This is a genomic window from Kosakonia oryziphila (assembly GCF_900094795.1).
In the GTDB taxonomy this organism is placed as follows: Bacteria; Pseudomonadota; Gammaproteobacteria; order Enterobacterales; family Enterobacteriaceae; genus Kosakonia; species Kosakonia oryziphila.
Genome location: NZ_FMBC01000015.1, coordinates 20277 through 41231, shown reverse-complemented (window position 1 = coordinate 41231; position 20955 = coordinate 20277). Strand labels below are relative to the sequence as shown.

The following is a 20955-nucleotide window of genomic DNA, read 5'->3' as shown; positions in this document are numbered from 1 at the left end:
GGCGTATATTGTTGCAGCCAGTTTGGGCACGGACAGCGCGCAACAACCGGAGCGTACACTCAGTACGTGAGGATTACTCGCTTCGCTCGCCCTAAAGGGCCGCCGCAAGCGGCGTTCAAAATGCTATAACATTTTGTGTGAGCACTGCCCAGGACCAAAATGGCAAATAAAATAGCCTAATGGGATAGGCTCTAAGTTGATGACGTGATAAAAAAACAAACGGGTAACCTATGAAAATTGTTGTGTTAGATGGCGGTATTCTTAATCCGGGCGATCTTAGCTGGCAGGGGCTTGAGCAACTGGGCGAAGTGGCGGTATATGACAACACCGCGCCGGAGCAAGTGGCAGAAAGGCTGGCGAATGCCGACATCGCTATAACCAACAAAGTTGTGCTGGGCGAAACGGTGTTCAGCCAGTGTCCGGAACTGAAATTTATCGCCGTAACCGCCACAGGCTATAACATTATCGATCTGAACGCCGCGCATTCGCGCGGTATTGCCGTCTCCAATGTACCCTCCTACGGTACTGCCACGGTGGCGCAATTCACCACCGCGCTGCTGTTGGCGCTGTGTAACCACGTCAGCGAACACAGTGCGGATGTTCGCGCCGGTGGCTGGCAGCAGCGCAACAGTTGGTGTTACTGGCTGAACCCGATGGTTGAATTGGCGGGCAAAAAGATCGGCATTATCGGTTATGGCCGCATCGGCCAGGCGTTTGGCGCTATTGCCCAGGCAATGGGGATGACGGTGCTGGCCTGTGCGACGGGCTCAGCGAAAAGGGCGGAAAACAGTAATATGCGTTATGTTAATCCCGACACGCTGTATGCCGAAGCCGATGTCATCAGCCTGCACTGCCCACTGACGCCCGCCACCAAAGGGATGATCAACCACCGCACGCTGCAAAAAATGAAACCCGGCGTACTGCTGCTAAACGCCTCGCGCGGCGATCTGATAAATGAAGCGGATCTGGCTACCGCGCTAAATGCAGGCCATGTCGCGGGTGCTGCGGTAGATGTGCTCTCCAGCGAACCGCCTGCTGCCGATAACCCATTGCTGTCCGCCAAAAACTGCCTTATCACCCCGCATATTGCCTGGGCGTCGGTGGAGGCACGCGGGCGTATTCTTGCGACAACCGTAGAAAACGTCGCCGCGTTTATTGCCGGACAACCGCAAAACCGGGTGGATTAAGCGCCCGCAGCCCATTTGAACGATCAGAAAATTCTCAACCGGGAGAAAAACGCCACGCTAGCGGCAGCAAATGCCGGAAAGCACGGCGCCATCCGGCAAGTAACGCGCACCACAGTTTTTCGCGGAGGGCGCTAAAAACTCAGAGCATCTGCAAATAGATCCGTCGCAACAGCTGAGTGATCGGCCCCGGTTTACCGTCGCCGATGGTCTGCCCGTCAACGGCAACCACTGGCCAGACAAATGTGGTGGCCGAGCTGATAAACACTTCACGGGCGTTACGCGCCTCTTCCGGAGTAAACAGCCGCTCCTCGATGGTCACGCAGTGCTCCTCGGCCAGCTTCACCAGCGCTTTGCGGGTAATACCGTGCAGAATACTGTTGCTCAGCGGCCGAGTCACCACGGTGTTATCGTCCTGCACGATATAGCAGTTACAGGAACTCCCCTCAGTGATATAGCCGTTTTCTACCAGAAACGCGTCGTCCGCACCCTGTGCCTCGGCAAAAGCTTTTGCCAGACAGGGCGCCAGCAACTGCACGGTTTTGATATCCCGGCGCTGCCAGCGAATATCCGGGCAGGTCACCACGCGAATGCCTTTGCTGGCCGCCGGATGATCCACCACCGCGCGTGCCTGGGTGAATAGCACCAGCGTCGGCGGCGTACTGGCGGGCGGAAAATGGAAATCCCGATCGCCGGCGTTACCGCGCGTCAGTTGCAGGTAAATGCCGCCTTCCTGCAACGCATTTTCCACAATCAGCCGCTGGTGGATCTCGCGCAGGCCGTTTTCATCCATCGTCAGCGCTAACCCCAGCTCGCCGCAGGAGCGCACCAGCCGCGCATAGTGCCCGGCAAAATCCACCAGCTTGCTATTCACCACAGCGGTCACTTCATACACGGCGTCAGCAAACAGAAAACCGCGATCAAAGACCGATACTTTCGCCGCTGCTTCCGGCAGGTATTCGCCATTCACATAGACTGTGCGTGACATTATTCTCTCCTTACGCTTCGCCATCAGCCCCACAGAGCCGGTGTCGGTGGAAAAAGTTCGCTGCCATCATAGTGCAGCCCGTGCGGGCGATCGTCCGCCAGCAGCAGCGGCCCGTCGAGATCGACAACGCTGGCCTGCTGCGCGACAACCACGGCGGGCGCCATCGACAGCGACGTCGCCACCATGCAGCCCACCATAATTTGCAGCCCAAGTTGCTGCGCCTGCGTCCGTACGCGCAGCGCTTCGGTCAGGCCGCCGGTCTTGTCGAGCTTGATATTGATAAACTCATAGCGCCCGACCAGTTGCGCCAACGTGGCGGAATCATGGCAAGATTCATCGGCGCACAGCGGCACCGGATGCGGCAACTGTGCCAGCACGGCGTCCTGCCCGGCCGCAAGCGGCTGCTCGATAAGCGAGACACCAAGCGCCGCCAGCGCCGTCGCCTGCTGTAAATAGATGCTCTCGTTCCAGCCTTCATTGGCATCGACGATCAACCGTGCCTGCGGCGCGCCTTCACGCACGGCCGTCACGCGAGCGATATCCTGCTCATCGGCCAGCTTCAGTTTCAGCAAGGGGCGCCAGGCGTTTTCCCGCGCCGCCTGCTGCATTTTTTCCGGCGTATCCAGCGAAAGCGTATAAGCCGTTTGCAGGTGGTGCGGCGTTCCGCTGCCGGTCAGTTGCCAGATACTCTGCCCGCTGCGTTTGCATTGCCAGTCCCAGAAGGCGCAGTCCAGCGCATTCCGCGCTGCGCCAGCCGATAGCCGTTGCTGCAACTGCTCGCGGCTCATCCCGGCAGCGAGGTCGCCACGCAGCGCCTCAATCTGTGCCATCACACTCTCAACGGTTTCGCCATAGCGGGCGTAAGGCAGGCATTCACCGCGCCCGCTAATGCCCTGCGCCTGCAACGTTACCGACACCACGTCGGCCGCCGTGCGGCTGCCGCGCGAGATAGTAAATGCCTGCCGCAGCGGCCAGCGCTCATGCGCTACCAACAGTTCCATTACAGCGTCGCCAGCGCATCAACCAGTGCGCCAACGCCCTGACGGAACGGATCGACTACCGGCAGCCCGGTACGCTGTTGCAGGGAGGACATCAGCGCAATCGCCTCTGCCTTATCCAGCGCCGACGTGTTGATGGAAATGCCAATAAATTTCGCCTTCGGGTTCGTCAGTTGCGCCATTTTCAGGTTCAGCGCCATGCAATCGAGAATATCCGGTACCGGATAGTCAACGCCGCGCATATGTGTGCGGGTGGGCTCATGGCACAGCACCAGCGCATCCGGCTGCGCGCCGTGGATAAGCCCGGTGGTCACCCCGGCAAATGAAGGGTGAAACAGTGAACCCTGCCCTTCGATGATATCCCAGTGATCGGCGTCGTTATCCGGGGCGAGGGTTTCCACCGCGCCGGAGACAAAGTCTGAGACGACCGCGTCCACGCTGATGCCGCTGCCGCTGATCAGAATGCCGGTCTGCCCGGTTGCGCGGAAGGTAGCTTTGCCGCCACGGGCGAGGATCTCTTTTTCAATCGCCAGCGCCGTGTACATCTTGCCGCAGGAGCAGTCGGTACCAACCGGCAGCAGACGTTTGCCGCTGCGTTTACGCCCGCTGGCAACCGGATATTGCTGAGTCGGGTGGCGGACGTCAAACAGTGAGCGACCAAGACGGTCAGCCAGCGCTTTCAGTTCCGGAACATCAGCCAGTTTATTATGCAGGCCCGCCGCCAGATCCAGCCCACTTTCCAGCGCATGGCTGAGGATGGAAATCCACTCTTTTGAAATAATACCGCCGCGATTAGCGACACCGATCACCAACGTTTTTGCGCCCGCTTTTACCGCTGTATCAATATCCATATCCGGCAACTGACAATTGGCATGACAGTTCGCCATACGGTATTGCCCGACGCAATATTCCGGGTGCCATTGTTTAATTCCTTCCGCGACTTTTGCCGCCAGTTGATCGTGCGCATCACCTAAAAAAAGCAGATAGGGTTTTTGAATATTCATTATTTATCCCCCTCAGGATAAGACTGAATAAAATAATTAACGCAGAAATAACATTTCTGAAAATGGAATAATAAACTAACTGCCAATGCAGAATAACAAGGGTTTTATTATTGTCAATACTCACTAACTCAGGCCTTAACTACCACATTTATCGCCATTATCCAGTTTTTTATTCTGCAAAATAGTTTGTAAAAAACAACTGAAAATATTTTTATCTTTAAATAAGGCGATCGCAGACAACGAAGACATAAAAATATTTTGCGCGCCACCTCACTTATTTATTCATGCACCATGACAGCGCACCTGCACTATTTTAGGCAGCCAAAACAGTGCTATCACAGCGGGTAAATCTATAAGGAGAATGGATGAGAAAAACCGGATTAATGGATGTATGGTGCAATCATTATTGACAGGAAAACCCTTTATTAAATAAATGCGATAAATCAAAAGCATCAGGCCGTTAATTTCTGTATTCCGGCCGCTTCGTTATTCCAGTGTTGCGCATTAATTGATGGTTAAACATAAACAATCAACTGACGGACGTGAGGTAACAATGAAGAGTTTTGGTGGGAAAGTCTCTTTAATGGCCGTACTGATTTCCGGCCTGGCGGGCGCACACAGTGCACTGGCGGAAGAAATTAAAATCGGTGTGGTGCTGCCGCTGAGCGGCGCACTGAGCGGCTATGGTCAGCCTTCACAAAAAGGTCTGGATCTGATTCAGGGCATCACCCCGATGCTGAAAAACGGCGACACCATTAAGCTTATCGTGATCGACGATAAGAGTGACAAAGTCGAAGCGGCGAACGCCATGCAGCGCCTGGTGTCCAGCGATAAAGTGGATGCCGTGATCGGTGAAGTGACCTCTTCGAATACGCTGGCGATGGTGAAAATCGCCGACGACACCAAAACGCCGCTGGTCTCTTCGACGGCGACAAACGACCGTGTTACCCGCAACCATCCCTATGTCAGCCGCGTCTGCTTCTCGGACAGCTTCCAGGGCGTGGTCGGTGCAAACCTCGCGTCCCGCGATCTGAAAGCCAAAACCGCAGCCATCGTGTTTGACAGTAGCAACGACTACTCGGTTGGTCTGGCGAAAGCCTTCCGCACCCAGTTCCTGAAAAACGGCGGCACCATTCCTATCGAAGTACAGGCGCCATCGGGCAGCAAAGATTTCAAAGCGCAACTCTCCAGCGTGAAAGCGAAAAACGTCGACATGATCTACATGCCGATTTACTACACCGAGGGTGCGCTGATTGCCGTACAGGCGAAACAACTCGGCCTCGATAAACCGGTAGTGGGCGGCGATGGCCTGGCGGCAGACCCGGTATTTTTCGAAGTGGGTAAAGATGCGGTCAACGGCTATATGACCACCGATTACTACTCACCGAACGCCAAAGAGCAGACGCCTGCTGGTGAAGCTTTTATCAAAGCCTGGGAAGAGAAGTACAAAACCCCGACCCACACCTGGGGTGCAATGGCGGCCGATGCGTACAACGTGATCGTCAACGCCATGAACCAGTGTAATAACCCGCGCGATCGCGTCTGTGTTAACGAGAAAATCCGTGCCACTAAAGACTTCCAGGGCGTGACTGGTACGCTGACGCTGAAAGATGGCGATGCAGTGCGCAGTGCGGTGATCAACGAAGTGAAAGACGGCCAGCTAGCCTTTAAAACCGTAGTCAATCCGTAAGCAGTAACTGGCTGTTAATAAGAGGTTTTTTAATGGATGGCGCCATTTTTTTCCAGCAGGTAGTCAACGGCATGAGTCTGGGCGGCATGTACGCCTTGATCGCCATCGGCTACACCATGGTTTACGGGGTTCTGCGCCTGATTAACTTCGCGCATGCAGATGTGATGATGGTTGGCGCATTTGCCACCCTGTTTCTGTTTTCCTCTATTGGGCTGCCCTTTGGGGTAGCCATTTTTCTGACCCTCGGTTTGTGCGGCCTGCTGGGCATGTTCATTGACCGGGTCGCCTATCGCCCGCTACGCCAGGCATCGAAAATTTCGATGCTGATCACCGCTATCGGCGTCAGTTTTTTTCTCGAAAACCTGTTCAACGTACTGTTTGGCGGAAGTTCCCGCTTCTTCTCCGCACCAGACTATTTCAACAAAACGCTGACCTTCGGCCACATCATCATTACCAACGTGGCGTGGATCGTACCGCTGATCACCGTGCTGTTGTTGCTGGCAATCCTCTGGCTGCTTTATCGCACTCGCTATGGTATGGCGATCCGCGCAGTGGCGTTTGACGTTAATACCGTGCGGCTAATGGGCATCGACGCGAACCGTATTATCTCGCTGGTGTTTGCCCTCGGCAGCAGCCTCGCGGCGCTGGGTGGGGTGTTTTACTCCATCAGCTACCCAACCATTGACCCGTTAATGGGCGTGCTGATTGGTCTGAAAGCCTTTGCGGCGGCGGTACTCGGCGGTATTGGCAGCGTCACCGGCGCGGTGCTCGGCGGCTTTATTCTCGGTTTTACCGAAGTGGTCGCAGTTGCCATTTTCCCGGAGCTTGGCGGCTATAAGGACGCGTTCGCGTTCATGTTTTTGATTCTGGTCTTGCTGTTCCGCCCGGTAGGCATTATGGGTGACGAACGCCTGGAAAGGAGCCGTTTCTGATGTTGAACCCGACCACAACGCTTGCCGCGCAGGGGCGTAATCTGCTGATTATTCTGATCACCATTGCGCTACTGGTGGGGATTAACTTGCTGTTTAACGACTATATTGTGCGAGTGATCAGCACCGTTTTCGTTTTTATGATCCTCGCCGTCAGCTACAACCTGATTAACGGCGTCACCGGCCAGCTTTCACTGGAGCCTAACGGGTTTGTTGCCGTTGGCGCGTATGTTACCGCGCTGTTTATTCTCTCCAGCGACAGCAAGATGGATATGTTCGAAATGGCGACGCCCAGCCCGTTTATTATGCTATTGCACGCCAGCTTCCTGCCCGCGCTGTTAATCAGCGGCGTGTGCGCTGCCGTGCTGGCAGTGTGTCTGGCGTTTCCGGTGTTCCGCGTGCGCGGCGACTATTTGGCGATTGTCACGCTGGGCTTCGGTTTTATTATCAAGATCCTCGCCATTAACAATCCGCAAATCACCAATGGCGCGATTGGGCTGAACGATATTCCCCAGCAACCGCATCTGCTGTTCTGGTGCGGCCTGTTCGCGCTGGCGGCAACCGGGATGATCCTGCAACTGGTGTGGTCGAAGTATGGCCGCATGATGAAGGCGATTCGCGACGATGAAGATGCGGCAATTGCGATGGGTATCAATACCTTCCGCATTAAAACCTGCGCCTTCGCCACCAGCGCTTTCTTTGAAGGGATTGGCGGCGGCCTGCTGGCCTCACTGCTGACGACGATCTCGCCGGGATTGTTTGATTTTATGCTCACCTTCCAGTTGCTGATCATTATTGTACTCGGCGGTCTGGGCAGCACCACTGGCGCGCTGTTGGGAACCATTGTGGTGGTGGGTAGCGGCGAATGGCTGCGTTTCCTTGACCAGCCGCTGTCGCTGTTCGGTCACGATCTTGGCGCCTACCCGGGGCTACGTATGGTGGTCTTCTCGCTGCTGCTGTTGCTGATTATGTTGTTCGCCCGCGAAGGGTTGTTGGGGAAAAAAGAGCTGTGGCAGTTGCGCAGAAGGAGCCGTCATGACAGCAAATAATGTCATCCTGCAAGTCGAGAATATTGTGATGCAGTTCGGCGGGTTGCGGGCCATCGACAACGTCAGTTTTCATGTCGATGAAGCTGAGATTTTCGGCCTTATCGGCCCCAATGGCGCAGGGAAAACTACGCTGTTTAACGTCATCACTGCTAACTACAAACCCACCAGCGGTTGCGTAACGCTGGCGGGGAAATCGATCAAAGGGCTGAAGCCCAACCAGGTGGTGAATGCTGGTATTGCGCGTACCTTCCAGAATATCCGCCTGTTTAACTCGATGACGGTGCTGGAAAACGTGATGGTCGGGTTGGATCACGCCAGCCGCTATTCGCTGCTGGAAGCGGCGCTGCATATTGGCCGCTATTTCCCGGCTGAACGCGCCGCGCGGGCAAAGGCTCTGGAACTGCTGGAATATATCGGCATTGCTGAGTACGCCGATTTGCAGGCCACCAATCTAAGTTATGGCAACCAACGTAAAGTGGAAATTGCCCGCGCGCTGGCAACAGCGCCGCAACTGTTGTTGCTGGATGAACCCGCCGCCGGGATGAACCCGAAGGAGACGGAAGATCTGGCCGGGCTGATTTTTCGTATGCGCAAGGATTATCAACTGAGTGTGCTGCTTATTGAACATGACATGCCTTTCGTCAACGCATTATGCGAACGGGTAATGGTGCTGGAGTATGGCAAACCGCTGTTTAGCGGCCTGATGTCTGAGGCGATCCAACATCCGGAGGTGATCTCCGCCTACCTGGGAGAGGTACGTTATGCTTAGCGCCCACGAGTTAAAGGTATTTTACGGCGTCATTCAGGGGCTGAAAGGCGTTGATATTGAGATCAACGACCGTGAAATTGTTACGCTGATTGGCAGCAACGGCGCGGGAAAAACCTCAACGCTGAACGGCATCATCAATCTGGTGCGCTCAACCGGAACGGTGAATTTTCTCAATGAGGATATCTCGCGCAGCCAGACGCACCATATTGTGCGTAAAGGGCTGGCGCTGGTGCCGGAAGGCCGCAAAATCTTCACCAACCTGACCATCGAAGAAAACCTGCGTATGGGGGCGTATAACAACCTCGCAAACTTTACCCACCTGCGGGATCGTATGTTTACTCTGTTTCCGCGCCTGAAGGAGCGGCGTAAACAGATGGCGGGTACCATGAGCGGTGGCGAGCAGCAGATGCTGGCGATAGCCCGCGCATTAATGAGTGAGCCGGTATTATTGATGCTGGATGAGCCAAGCCTCGGCCTCGCCCCGAAAGTGGTGGGCGAGTTGTTTACCATCATCCGCCAGTTGCGCGAAGAGAACATCACTATTCTGCTGGTGGAGCAAAACGCCACTGCGGCGCTGACCATCGCCGATCGCGCCTATGTGCTGGAGAATGGTAAAATTGTGCTTTCCGGCGCGGCGCAGGAGGTGCTCGCCAACCCGGAAGTGAAAAAGATGTATCTCGGCGGGTAAGCCATATTTGTTGCATGATGCCGGGTGGTGGCTCTGCCCTACCTTGTCTACAGGTGAGCGGCTACCACCTTTTCCTGGCGTGATAAATGCCATTCCCGACACGCGTTTACGCCATCGGACATGGCCGTGAAATCACGGTTGCGGCCAGCGATGCTCCGCTGAAGCCGCCGTTGCCAGCAACCAGTCGCGGAAATCCCGGCTCATTCGCTGTAATACGGCGGATTCGTCGTACACCAGATAATAGGCAATCGGTGAGGCAGCGGTAATGGCCAGTGGGCAGATCAAACGCCCGCGGCTCAATGCCTCCGCCACCAACACACGGCGCACCAGCGCAACGCCCCGGCCCGCAAGCGCGGCTTCAATCACACCGTTCGAATCGATAAACACCGGCCCTTTATCGGTATCCACATCATCTATGCCCTGCGTGTCGAACCATAAACGCCAGTCCAACCGATGCTCATCGTGCAGCAACGGGTAATTCAATAATTCGCGCGGCGAACCGGGCCGGTTTTGCGCCAGCAGCGCAGGGCTGCATACCGGCAACAGATGGTCGTTCACCAGGCAGTGCGACTGAAGCCCCGGATATACGCCCGCGCCGTGACGCACGGCAAAATCGATCCCTTCACTGCTCAAATTGACCACACGATTAGTGGTATTAATCTGCACCTCCACGCCGGGATGCAGTTTTTCGAAAGCACCCAATCGCGGCAACAACCACTGAATGGCAAAACCACGCGTACAACTGACAGTGATTTTGCTCTGGCAGGCGTTATCCACCACACGCTGTGTGGCCTGCGATATCTGGTTAAACGCAGGCTGGATAGCACGCAGGTAAATGTGCCCTTCTGCCGTCAGCGCCAGAAAACGTGGCCCGCGCATAAACAGCCGGACATTCAGCCACGCCTCAAGCCTGCCGATTTGCTGGCTCACGGCACTGGCGGTAATGCATAACTCCTCGGCCGCCGCTTTCATACTCCTGTGTCGGGCGACGGTAGCAAAACAGATTAATGCCTGAAGGGGCGGTAGGGTCATTGCGGTTCTCCGCATAATTAAGTGCAACTAAACTGTAGCAAAAATGCTGGTTTGTCAGCCTGATGCCGCCGGGTAAAACATCTCTGGTTAAAAACGCGACATAAGGAGTTGCACAATGTGGGCCATTGATTACCGGAAATTAATGATGCTGGCGGGCATCGCGTTTTTTTGGTGAACGCCTGAGCGCGAAAAAGTGGGCGGGTGTTGCGCTCGGTCCGGTGGTCAGCCCGACGGATGCGAAACGCCGTTAGCACAGGTGCAGCTACGCTTACATTTCACACCACTTTAGCGCGCTGCCGCTGCGCTTCGCATCAAAATGGTGCATTTGCGCCTGTACTCACCAGGAAAACGCATTGTCAGCCATGCTGGCATGCTTTCTGCATTTTTACAGAATCTTCACACACGGAATGCAGGGGATGACAATGATAAAAATAACGCTTCCGACAGCACCTTACTACGATGAGATGCTCAGCGCAGAGGGCAGTCAACGCCAGCATTACGATGCCTGGTGGCAGTGGCTTCAACAGACCGACCAGCACGCCATCCATCAAAAGAAAGAACAGGCAGAACTGTTATTTCACCGGGTGGGTATTACGTTCAACGTTTATGGTGAAGAGGGCGGCACTGAACGGCTGATCCCCTTTGACAGCGTACCGCGAATTATCCCGGCCCATGAATGGCGCATCCTTGATCAGGGCATCCACCAGCGCGTCAAAGCACTGAATGCTTTCCTGTACGATATCTATCATCAGCAAAATATTCTCAACGCCGGTATTATCCCGCGCGAGCAGGTTCTGGCAAATGAGCAGTACCAGCCCTGTATGCAGGGCGTAGATCTGCATAACAATATTTATGCTCACATCACCGGTATCGATATGGTACGTAACAGCGATGGTCGCTATTACGTACTGGAAGATAACCTGCGCACCCCGTCCGGCGTCTCCTATATGTTGGAGAACCGCAAGATGATGATGCGCCTCTACCCGGATCTCTTCGCCAGCCAGCATATTGCGCCGGTGGAGCGCTATCCCGGCTATCTACTACAAACTCTGCGTGAGAGTACCCCGGTGGACGATCCCACGGTGGTAGTGATGACGCCAGGGCGTTTTAACAGCGCCTATTTCGAGCACAGTTTTCTGGCACAGCAGATGGGCGTGGAGCTGGTAGAAAGCGCTGACCTGTTCGTCAAAGGCGGCGCGGTCTATATGCGCACCACTGAAGGCCCGTGCCGGGTGGATGTGATCTACCGTCGCATTGACGACGCGTATCTCGATCCGCTGGCGTTTCATGCCGATTCGATGCTCGGTGTTCCGGGCCTGCTGTCAGTCTACCGGGCGGGCGGCGTAGTGCTGGCGAACGCGATCGGTACTGGCGTTGCCGATGATAAATCCATTTACCCCTATGTGCCGGACATGATCCGCTTCTACCTCAGCGAGGAGCCAATTCTTGGCAATATTGCCACCTGGCAGTGCCGTAAACCTGACGATCTTAACTATGTGCTGGCCCATCTCGACAGCATGGTGGTGAAAGAGGTTCACGGTGCGGGCGGATACGGAATGCTGGTCGGGCCAAAATCGACCCGCCAGCAGATTGAGGATTTCCGCAAGCGGTTGCTGGCAAACCCCGGCAACTATATTGGTCAGGAGACGCTGGCGCTCTCAACCTGCCCGACTTTTGTCGAAGAGGGACTGGCGCCGCGCCACATCGATCTGCGCCCGTTTGTGCTCTCCGGCGAAGAGATTCGCCTGGTGCCGGGCGGCCTGACGCGCGTGGCGCTGAACGAAGGTTCGCTGGTGGTGAACTCGTCGCAGGGCGGCGGGACCAAAGATACCTGGGTGATGGAGGAGGACGAATAATGCTAAGCCGCACAGCCAGCGAACTATACTGGATGGCCCGCTACCTGGAGCGGGCAGAGAGTTTTGCCCGGGTGCTGGATGTCACCTGGAAGCTGTCGATGATGCCACGCCACCGCCAGCAGCAACACGATTTGGCGCTGCCGCTGAATCTCACCTTTTCTCATGAGCTGTTTCAGCAGCGTTACGCCCGCTTTTCCATGAACAACCTGCTGAACTTCTTCGCCCTCGATAGCCACAACCCCAGCAGCATTTATAGCTGTATTGAAATGGCGTGGAATAACGCCCACGCGGTACGCGGCAGCCTGTCGTCAGAAGTGTGGGAGTGCATCAACACCACGCGTATTGACATCCGCAATCTGCGTCAGTCCGGGGTGGATAAAATCGGTATTGATACCTTTTTTGACTGGGTGAAAGAGCGCTCTCATCTGTTTCGCGGCGCGATGTTCGGCACGCTACTGCGCAACGACGCACAATGTTTTATCCGTGTCGGTACGCTGATTGAGCGCGCCTACGCCACCGCCCAACTGCTGGCGCTTAAAGATCAGCAACTGAACAACGATCCGGATCCGGTGCGTGAATATTATCGCCTCGATACCCTGCTGCGCGCCGTGAGCGCCCGCGAGGCCTATCACAGCATCTACCGCCAGCCGATCAGCCGCGAAACCGTCAGCGAACTGTTGGTGTTTCGTAATGATGTGCCGCGTTCGCTGCATGCCTGCGTGGCGGATCTGGTGCAGCAACTGGAAATGATCGGTAACACGCGGGCGCATGTTCCGCTACGCCAGGCGCACCTGTTGCATGTGGAACTGCGCTTTGGTTCTCTCGACGAAGTGATGTCGCTGGGGCTACAAAGCTGGCTGAACCACTTCCTCACCCAAATCAATGAGCTGGCCGACAGCATTCGCCAGACTTATCTGGAGGCTCTATGAAACTCACCATCAACCATTTAACGCATTACCAGTACGATGAAGAGGTGAAATTCAGCACGCAGTATCTGCGACTGACGCCGCAAACTTCCGCGCGCCAGCAGGTTAGCGAGTGGAAACTGACGCTACCTGCCTCGGCCGTCGCCACCCGTGATGCTTATGGCAACCTGATGCATGTGCTGACGCTGGATAGCCCGCACCAGGAGATTTTTATCCACGCTCAAGGGGTGGTGGAAATCGCCGATAATGTGGAAGAGAGCCAGGATAACAGCGATGAAATGTTATCGCCGCTGGTCTTTTTACGTGTCACGCCGCTGACGGAAGCGGACGATCTGATCCGCAGTTTTGCCAGCCGCTATTACCGGGAAGCGGCGCCCGAAGAGAGTCTCACATCGCTGATGGCGGAATTACGACTAAAAATGCCGTATACTCCCGGCGCAACGCATGTACAGGACAGCGCAGCGGACGCATTCGCCAAAGGAAAAGGCGTCTGCCAGGATCATACCCATGTCTTTCTGGCCTGCTGCCGTAGCCTGAAGATCCCGGCGCGCTATGTCAGCGGTTATGTCTATAGCCAGGATACCGAGCACGTGGCGATGCATGCCTGGGCGGAAGCCTGGATCAATGACCGCTGGCACAGTTTTGATATCACCAACGATACCCGCCGGCTCAACCAGCATCTGCGGCTGGCGGTAGGGATGGATTATCTGGATGCCTGTCCGGTGCGCGGCAGCCGTTTAGGCGGCGGCTGCGAAGAGCTGTTTTCCACCGCTGAAGTGAACCTGTTTACGCAACAGCAGCAACAGGTTCAGTAGCAATAGCGTCAACTGTTATGTAAAAAGGTGTGGTAATGACCTACTGTGTGGCCATGCGTCTGTGTGACGGGCTGGTCTTCGCTTCTGACTCCCGGACCAATGCGGGCGTCGATCACATTGCGACGTTCAAAAAACTTCACGTTTTTCAGCGTGAAGGCGAACGGGTGTTGGTGATCCAGTCCGCCGGTAATCTGGCGACCACGCAGAGCATCATCACTCTGCTGGCCTCACGTATTGAGAGCCAGCAGACGCCCAACCTGATGCAGGCCGAAACAATGTACGATGCCGCAACGCTGGTGGGTGAAACGGTGCGGGAAGTTATCCACCGCGACAGCAAGGCGCAGCAAAACGGCAGCAACACCAACTTTGGCTGCAACATGCTGCTGGGCGGGCAGATTGGCAACGAAGAGCACCGGCTGTTTCATATCTATCAGGAAGGGAATTTTATCGAGTCGACCAACGACACGCCCTACTTCCAGATTGGCGAAAGCAAGTACGGTAAACCGATTATCGATCGGGTGTTAACGCCGGATACGCCGCTGGAGCAGGCGATGTGCTGCGCGCTGATCTCGATCGACTCCACGCTGCGCAGCAATCTCTCCGTCGGTATGCCGCTGGATGTAATGATCTACCGTCGCGACAGCTTCCATGCCCGCGAACAGCAGCGGATTATTGAAAGTGATCCCTATTTTATTGCCATCCGCAAAGCCTGGTCCGAAGGGCTGCTCAACACCTTCCGCCAGTTGACGCCCTTCCCCACACAACCCTGAACCCGGCGATTTAAGCGCAGAGGAAAACGTGTGGCGCACCGCTGCCTGGGTGTGTGCTCACCTGCACCTCGGCGCCGTACCACTGCGCAATCACCGGCGTCTTGATCACCTGCTGCGGCAAACCCTGCGCCACCAGCCTTCCCTCATGCAACAGCAGAATACGATCGGCCCACAGCGCTGCCAGATTCAGATCGTGCAGCACCACGCAGACGTGCAACTTACCGCTGACGGTGAGTTTTTTTAGCAGTCGCAGCAACTGTTGTTGGTGGTAAAGATCCAGCGCCGACGTGGGTTCGTCGAGAAACAGCCAGCCTTCCGGCGCACTGTCGCGCCACAGTTGCGCCAGGCAGCGCGCCAGTTGTACGCGCTGCTGCTCACCGCCGGAGAGCGTGGCATAGCGCCGCTGCGCAAGCTCATCGCAGCCGGTTAGCGCCAACACGTCACGCACAATCCCGGTTTCACGTTGCGATCCCCACGGCGCGCGCCCCATCGCGACAATCGCCACCACTGACCAGTCAAACCGCAACTGCGTTTGTTGCAGCATTACCGCCCGACGGCGGGAGAGCGTCTCTGCCGGCCACTGTCCCAGTGCGCGCCCCTCCAGTTGGCACGCCCCTGCATCAGCGGACAAATAACCGCTCAGCAACCGTAGCAACGTTGATTTCCCCGCGCCATTCGGGCCAATCAACGCCACCAGTTCGCCGCCGTTCAGCGTTAACGACACATCATCAATAACCCAGCGCTGCCCACGTTGCAGGCATAAATTCGCGGCGGTTAAGGTGTTATCCATGCGCGGTTCCTCGTTGTCGAAAAATCAGCCATAAAAACCACGGTGCGCCGAGCAGGCTGGTGAGCAGCCCTACCGGCATCTCCGCCGGAACCACCAGCGTGCGAGCGGCGGTATCGGCAATCAGCAGCAGTATCGCCCCGGCCAGCAGCGAACCAGGCACCAGCGCGCGATGATCCGGCCCCAGCCACATGCGCACCAGGTGCGGCACCACCAGGCCGATAAAACCAATGATCCCGCTGATGGCGACCGCCGCCGCTACCAGCAGCGCACTGCAGAGCAGCATCAGCCGTTGCAGCGCCGGAACGTTGACGCCGAGATAGTGCGCCTCTTCATCGCCCAGTTGCAGCAGATTGAGCTGACGGGCAACACGCCACACCACCAGCGATGACGGCACAATCAGCGTGGCGGCGAGCGCAAGCGTAGACCACTGCGCCTGGCCGAGGCTGCCCATTCCCCACTGTGAAAGCTGGCGAAGCTGGGCGTCATTACTCAGCCAGGAGAGGACACCTACCGCCGCGCCGCACAGGGCATTAATGGCGATGCCAACCAACAGCAAGCGCGACAGTGTGTTGTCGAGGGCTTTGCTAAGCAGGAAGATAACCACCATCACTGCCAGGCTACCGATAAAGGCCGCCACCATCGGTGCGTAGAGCGCCACCGGCGCGGGTACCGACAGCGGCAATACCAGCCAGCAGGCCACCGCCAGTGCGCTGCCGCTGCTGATCCCCAACAAACCTGGGTCGGCGAGCGGGTTGCGAAACAGCCCCTGCATCACGCAGCCGGAGAGTGCCAGCGCCGCCCCGACTACAAGCGCCAACAGCACGCGCGGCAGGCGAATGGTCAGCCAGATTTGGCGCAGCCCTTCATCGCCTGCCAGCCACAGACTGGTGAGCGGCAGATGCATGGCACCCTGCGTGCTCGCCAGAAAAGTTAACCCGAGCAGCAGCAACAGCATTCCCCACAGCATGCGAACAACAACGCGGCTCATCAGGGTAACTGCTGCGCTTTTTTACGCAGATCCAGCAGCGCCTGCGGTGTGCGCAGACTAAAGCCGAGCAGCGCCATATCATCGACAATCAGCAACTGTTTATGCCGCCCGGCGGGCGTCTGCGCCAGGCCTGGCAGCGTCCACAGGTTCTCTTCGCCGCCCATGCTTTTTACGCCATCGGCGGAGATGACAATTAAATCCGGCTGACTGGCGATCACCCCTTCCTGCGAAAGACCGCGATAGTGGGCAAAACCCTGCATCGCATTCTGTAAACCCGCCGCGCGGATCGCACCGTCTGCCGCCGTCTCTTGCCCGGCGACCATCGTGCCCATCCCGCCGTGGCTTAACAGAAACAGCACCCGCTTATGGAGCGCCGTTTTCGGCAGCACGGCGATTTGCGCCGCCACTTTTTGCCGCAACTGTTCGCCTTCGGCGGTTTTACCGAGCGCAGCGGCAATCACCGCCACTTTGTTATCAATGGCGGCGGGCGTATATCCCCCCGGAACCGGGATCACGTTGACGTTATTCCCGGCGACGTTTTGCAACACTGTCGACGGCTGCACCTGTTCACTGGCCAGCACGATGTTCGGGCGCAGCGACAGAATGCCTTCGGCGTTGAGCTGGCGGACATAGCCCACATCCGGCAGTTTGCTCGCCTCCGGCGGCCAATTACTGGTGGTGTCGCGCCCCACCAGTTGCGCCTGAGCACCGAGCCCGTAGACGATTTCGGTAATATCGCCGCCAAGCGCCACCACTTTTTCCGCAGCGGCGCTCGCCATCAGTGGCAGCGCCACCAGCAGTATCAGTAATTTTTTCATGCGGCTTGTCCTTCGTTGCACAGCGCATCTATTTGCCTGCGCCACAGGCTCTGTTCCGGCTGCCCTTCGCTGCGCTGGCCGTAAAGCTGCACGATTTGCGTACCATCGGCGGCGAACAGTTCAAGACTGGTGACATGCCCATCGTCGGTCGGTTTACGGGTGACCCAGCTTTCGGCGATGCCGCTCTCAAGCAGGTGCAGCGTGAAATGTTGATTGAAGATGTTGATCCAGCCTTTCATCGGCGTCAGCTTCTCCAGCACGCCGGTGAAGATCTGCACACAGCCACGGTTGCCAACGAAGATCATAATTTCATTACCCTGCTGTAACACCATCTCCAGCAGGCGCGGCAGTGCGTCGTTGCTGACCTGACAGGCCAGATCGTTGCCCACCAGACGAAACGCCTGCTGGCGCGAGATGCGATGTTTTTTCAGCAGGCCGAAGAACTGATGCACATCGGTCATCGCTCGCCATGCCTGATCCAGCGCAACGGCATCAGCACTTTCAGCATGCGATTCGACAACCGCTTTGCTAATTGTTAACGGCAGATCGGCCTGCGCCGTGAACCGGGTCACTACCTCGTTCCACGCCGCCATATCGCTCTGTTCGGTGACGTAGACTTTCAGCACCGCATCGCCCCTCTGGTCGAAGAATTGAATACTGTGACGTTCGCCGCGCGGGTTTTGCTCACGCAGGCTAAAGGCGCTGGCCCACTGATTAACAAACAGGCGCAGATCGAGTGCGCGCGGGTTGAGTACTATCCCGGCGTGCTGGCCGATATGCAGGTTGGTGAAACGGCCAATCTGTTCATGCACCGCATACTCGTTGCGGCAGATGCATTTGGTGTCGCCGACACATTCCAGCGCGGCGAGCAAACCGCGCATATCGCCGTTCAGGCGCACGGCATCATGCCCGACGCGTGAGCGGGTTAATTCGGCTTCGCTGATCGCCATCTCTGTGGCGATATCGCGGGCGTACTTAGCAGGCTCCTGCGCTTTAATTGCCTGATATTGCTGCCAGATTGCGGAAAAATCGAGTAATGAAACGGGCATAGCATTCGCTCCTTTATCATGTTAAAACCCCCGGCAGCGTTACCGGGAGATGAAGAACCAGCACAGGTGCGCAATCAGAAATCGACGTTGACGCCCAGTTGCCAGGTACGGCCCGGCATAACAGCCAGCGCTTTGTCGTAGGCATCCTGATTGGTGGACTTCTCGAGGGTGCGGCTGCTCAGGTAATCCCAGTATTTACGGTCAGTGATGTTGTAAACGCCGCCGTTGATTTTCACGTGTTTTGCCACTTGCCAGTAGGCCGTCCAGTCCAGCAGGCCATAACCCGGCACGCGCATATACTCAGTGCTGGAGTCGTTAATCGCGGAGCCGGTGTTGGTGTACGACTCGCGGCTGGTGGCGGTGGCGCGTTTACCCTTCACGAAGGTAGCTGTCAGCGCGGTACCGTAGCGTTTCGCCGGATCGTCCCAACCAACACCCACGATCGCTTTCATCGGCGCAACGCTGTCGAGATCGAGGTATTTGTCACCCATATAGCTGGATTTCGATTTCCCTTCGGTGTAGCCGTAAGCCAGCGTGGCACTCAGGCCATTGACCTGCTCAAACCAGGTACCAAAGTTAAATTTCGCGCTGATTTCGCCGCCGTAGATAAAGGCCTTATCACGGTTCTCCGCCTGATAAGTGGTGTAGATGTTCGACGGAACGTTAATGAATTTATCCGGGTTATTGGCACGTGTATAACGGGTATAAGCGATTAAGTTTTTATAGCTGTTGTAGAACAGCGCGGTATGCAGCGTAACGCCTTCAGTGACCTCCCCTTTCATACCCCATTCGAGGTTATTACTGGTTTCGGTTTTCAGATCGGTATTGCCGATCAGCGCATACTGCTGGCGTCCGGCATAGCTGGAACCCAGGTTCCAGGAGCCGTAAAGCTGGCTGGCGTTCGGGAACTCGGCGCCGCGTTTGTATTGCAGCCAGGTCATCAGGCGCGGCGTGATGTCGTACTGGAAGGTTAACGACGGCAACCATTGGGTGTCGGAATTTTTCCCGTACAGGGTGGAGACGTCCGACTCATCCACCACGGTGCTGTTGGTCGTCAGGCTGGAGAGGTTATCCGGCTTTATGGCTTGATGTACGACGCGCGCACCCGGAATGATGGCAAAATGATGGCCATCTGCATCGAAGTTAAGCTGATCCTGCACGAATGCGCCCAGCGTGTAGCTGCTACTGTCTGCTTCCGGCTGCATGATCTCGCTGTAGATACTTGGCAGCGGGGACTGGTTAAATGGACGCCTGGTTTTGGTGGTGCTGGCGTTAAAACCCGCGCTCAGATCGTGGCGGCCAAGGGTTTTCGCCAGCGTATTCTGTATGCCCCAGGTATCGGTATCGTAATTGGAGTAAACCGTTTCCATCGTGGCGGTAGTGCTGTCCGGCATCCAGGTTCGGTCATGCGCTTCGGTGTGCTGGTAATAGACTTTGCTGGACATACTGTCCAGCCAGTCGTTCATTGGCGTCCAGTCATCTTTCAGGCTGACGCCCCAGCGGCGGGTCTGGCTGGTTTGCTGCGCATCGCCGAGGATTGTGCTGCCGCTGCTATTCCACGCGTCGTAATGGGTGTGATTGGTTTTGTGGTAGTAATCCAGCGTACCAGTCAGTTTATGCTCATCGTTTGGTTGCCAGATACCGGAGGCCATCATCGCGTCGGAGTGCCAGTTCGCCAGATACGCATTGATGGAGCCGCTGTTGTTGCGAGTTTGCTGACCATCGCGGCGGCTATAAACAAAGATGCCGCGCAGGGTTTCATCCCCTGCCGCGCTGGTCACGCCGTTGTGCCAACTGCGGTCGGCTGAGTCATAATCGCTCTGGTAGCCAAAGTAGCTGTTTTTGTCCGGGTGCAGATAATCGTCCGGTGATTTCGGGCGGAAGGAGACGTTGCCGCCAATGGAAGTGTTCGCTTGATCGGTGGGCGTCGCGCCGGACTGAATATCGACATTGCCGTACATGTACGGATCGATATAATCACGGCCAATGCCGAAGGTGTTCAGGCCCGCGCGGCTGGCGTAGCTACGGCCGGTTGCATCCGGCTGTGGAATGCCATCAACATCGATTCCTACGCGGTTACTTTCCAGGCCGCGAATGTTGTAACCGGTGTAACCGCCGCGATCAAAACCACTTTTGCCGTTACCGGAACCGCCGCTTGCGCCGGTCGCACTGATTAACGGTTCGTAACGCATAATAGAGCCGAAATCGTTCGCGCCTTTGTTTTGTAAATCCTGTGCGCTAACTGAATGACTACTGCCTGCTTTCAGCACCGGGGCAGGTGCCGTAACGACCATTTGTTCGGCCGTATCCTGTTTTGCATCCGTTGCGGTGGTTGTTAAAGTTCCGGTATCCGTTGCCAGCGCGGTGTTCTGGTACAGGGCTGCGAGTAATAAAGCCACCAGCACGCGCTTCCTGAAGCGACGTGGAGAAAATTGCGATTTACACATAATCTTTTGTAAGCCTTAGAATTTATTAGTATCAGGCTCACGTCTTACTTCCAGTCGTTCCACGAAACATAATACGTCAGGACAAAAAACAGCAGGTTATCGTTATGTTACTGGATGGTAATGCAAATCATTATCAATTGCAATCAGTTCATAAACTGCTCACCT

At 56.3% G+C, this 20955-nt stretch carries 19 protein-coding genes; 10 read left to right on the top strand and 9 right to left on the bottom strand.

The window, feature by feature from the left end; translation table 11 throughout:
• The first annotated feature begins 230 nt into the window (after positions 1–230).
• Positions 231–1187: a D-2-hydroxyacid dehydrogenase gene (locus GA0061070_RS09245; protein ID WP_090135520.1), complete on the top strand. Its 957-nt coding sequence runs from the start codon at positions 231–233 to the stop codon at positions 1185–1187.
• Between the two features lie 139 nt (positions 1188–1326).
• Here the strand turns inward: GA0061070_RS09245 and GA0061070_RS09240 are convergent, their stop codons facing one another.
• From GA0061070_RS09240 to dgcN, 3 genes are read right to left on the bottom strand one after another with little or no spacing between them, the layout of a single operon-like run.
• Positions 1327–2172: a D-amino-acid transaminase gene (locus GA0061070_RS09240; protein WP_090135518.1), complete on the bottom strand. Its 846-nt coding sequence runs from the start codon at positions 2170–2172 to the stop codon at positions 1327–1329.
• A gap of 23 nt (positions 2173–2195) precedes the next feature.
• The gene (dgcA, locus tag GA0061070_RS09235) at positions 2196–3173 is read right to left on the bottom strand and encodes an N-acetyl-D-Glu racemase DgcA (protein WP_090135516.1); all 978 of its coding nucleotides are present in this window, start codon (positions 3171–3173) and stop codon (positions 2196–2198) included.
• Positions 3173–4174, bottom strand: a complete 1002-nt coding sequence (gene dgcN / locus GA0061070_RS09230) for an N-acetyltransferase DgcN (RefSeq protein ID WP_090135514.1) — start codon at positions 4172–4174, stop codon at positions 3173–3175. Before dgcN ends, dgcA begins: the two co-directional genes overlap by 1 nt.
• A gap of 553 nt (positions 4175–4727) precedes the next feature.
• Between dgcN and GA0061070_RS09225 the strand changes: the two genes are divergently transcribed.
• The 5 genes from GA0061070_RS09225 to GA0061070_RS09205 are packed head-to-tail and all read left to right on the top strand — an operon-like array spanning position 4728 to position 9299.
• Positions 4728–5864, top strand: coding sequence for an ABC transporter substrate-binding protein (locus tag GA0061070_RS09225; RefSeq protein WP_090135512.1), 1137 nt, complete (start codon positions 4728–4730; stop codon positions 5862–5864).
• Between the two features lie 32 nt (positions 5865–5896).
• On the top strand, positions 5897–6796 hold the full coding sequence (locus GA0061070_RS09220; RefSeq protein WP_090135510.1) for a branched-chain amino acid ABC transporter permease: 900 nt from the start codon (positions 5897–5899) through the stop codon (positions 6794–6796).
• Positions 6796–7842, top strand: coding sequence for a branched-chain amino acid ABC transporter permease (locus GA0061070_RS09215; protein ID WP_090135508.1), 1047 nt, complete (start codon positions 6796–6798; stop codon positions 7840–7842). The genes GA0061070_RS09220 and GA0061070_RS09215 overlap by 1 nt, the downstream gene beginning before the upstream one ends.
• A complete protein-coding gene (locus GA0061070_RS09210) occupies positions 7829–8611 on the top strand; it encodes an ABC transporter ATP-binding protein (protein ID WP_090135506.1) in 783 nt (260 codons plus the stop codon). Before GA0061070_RS09215 ends, GA0061070_RS09210 begins: the two co-directional genes overlap by 14 nt.
• Positions 8604–9299, top strand: a complete 696-nt coding sequence (locus GA0061070_RS09205; protein WP_090135504.1) for an ABC transporter ATP-binding protein — start codon at positions 8604–8606, stop codon at positions 9297–9299. Before GA0061070_RS09210 ends, GA0061070_RS09205 begins: the two co-directional genes overlap by 8 nt.
• 132 nt (positions 9300–9431) lie before the next feature.
• On the opposite strand, the gene gcvA is transcribed toward GA0061070_RS09205, so the two are convergent.
• On the bottom strand, positions 9432–10331 hold the full coding sequence (gene gcvA / locus GA0061070_RS09200) for a transcriptional regulator GcvA (protein WP_090135502.1): 900 nt from the start codon (positions 10329–10331) through the stop codon (positions 9432–9434).
• A gap of 422 nt (positions 10332–10753) precedes the next feature.
• Here gcvA and GA0061070_RS09195 point away from each other — a divergent pair, with 422 nt between their 5' ends.
• Genes GA0061070_RS09195 through GA0061070_RS09180 form a run of 4 tightly spaced genes read left to right on the top strand, consistent with a single transcriptional unit; the run spans position 10754 to position 14698 of the window.
• Positions 10754–12187, top strand: coding sequence for a circularly permuted type 2 ATP-grasp protein (locus tag GA0061070_RS09195; RefSeq protein ID WP_090135500.1), 1434 nt, complete (start codon positions 10754–10756; stop codon positions 12185–12187).
• The gene (locus tag GA0061070_RS09190; protein ID WP_090135498.1) at positions 12187–13116 is read left to right on the top strand and encodes an alpha-E domain-containing protein; all 930 of its coding nucleotides are present in this window, start codon (positions 12187–12189) and stop codon (positions 13114–13116) included. The genes GA0061070_RS09195 and GA0061070_RS09190 overlap by 1 nt, the downstream gene beginning before the upstream one ends.
• Positions 13113–13928, top strand: a complete 816-nt coding sequence (locus GA0061070_RS09185) for a transglutaminase family protein (protein WP_090135496.1) — start codon at positions 13113–13115, stop codon at positions 13926–13928. The genes GA0061070_RS09190 and GA0061070_RS09185 overlap by 4 nt, the downstream gene beginning before the upstream one ends.
• A 35-nt stretch (positions 13929–13963) precedes the next feature.
• Positions 13964–14698, top strand: coding sequence for a proteasome-type protease (locus GA0061070_RS09180; RefSeq protein ID WP_090135494.1), 735 nt, complete (start codon positions 13964–13966; stop codon positions 14696–14698).
• A gap of 10 nt (positions 14699–14708) precedes the next feature.
• Here GA0061070_RS09180 and GA0061070_RS09175 read toward each other — a convergent pair whose 3' ends face one another.
• The 5 genes from GA0061070_RS09175 to GA0061070_RS09155 all read right to left on the bottom strand — a co-directional run bounded on the left by GA0061070_RS09175 (position 14709) and on the right by GA0061070_RS09155 (position 20790).
• Positions 14709–15488 carry a heme ABC transporter ATP-binding protein gene (locus GA0061070_RS09175; RefSeq protein ID WP_090135493.1) on the bottom strand — a complete coding sequence of 260 codons (780 nt, stop codon included), beginning with the start codon at positions 15486–15488 and terminating at the stop codon, positions 14709–14711.
• Positions 15481–16476, bottom strand: a complete 996-nt coding sequence (locus GA0061070_RS09170; RefSeq protein WP_090135491.1) for a FecCD family ABC transporter permease — start codon at positions 16474–16476, stop codon at positions 15481–15483. The genes GA0061070_RS09175 and GA0061070_RS09170 overlap by 8 nt, the downstream gene beginning before the upstream one ends.
• A complete protein-coding gene (locus tag GA0061070_RS09165) occupies positions 16476–17294 on the bottom strand; it encodes a heme/hemin ABC transporter substrate-binding protein (RefSeq protein ID WP_090135489.1) in 819 nt (272 codons plus the stop codon). Before GA0061070_RS09165 ends, GA0061070_RS09170 begins: the two co-directional genes overlap by 1 nt.
• Positions 17291–18343, bottom strand: a complete 1053-nt coding sequence (locus tag GA0061070_RS09160) for a hemin-degrading factor (protein ID WP_090135488.1) — start codon at positions 18341–18343, stop codon at positions 17291–17293. The genes GA0061070_RS09165 and GA0061070_RS09160 overlap by 4 nt, the downstream gene beginning before the upstream one ends.
• Before the next feature lie 74 nt (positions 18344–18417).
• Positions 18418–20790 carry a TonB-dependent receptor domain-containing protein gene (locus tag GA0061070_RS09155; RefSeq protein ID WP_090135485.1) on the bottom strand — a complete coding sequence of 791 codons (2373 nt, stop codon included), beginning with the start codon at positions 20788–20790 and terminating at the stop codon, positions 18418–18420.
• Positions 20791–20955: the final 165 nt, after the last annotated feature.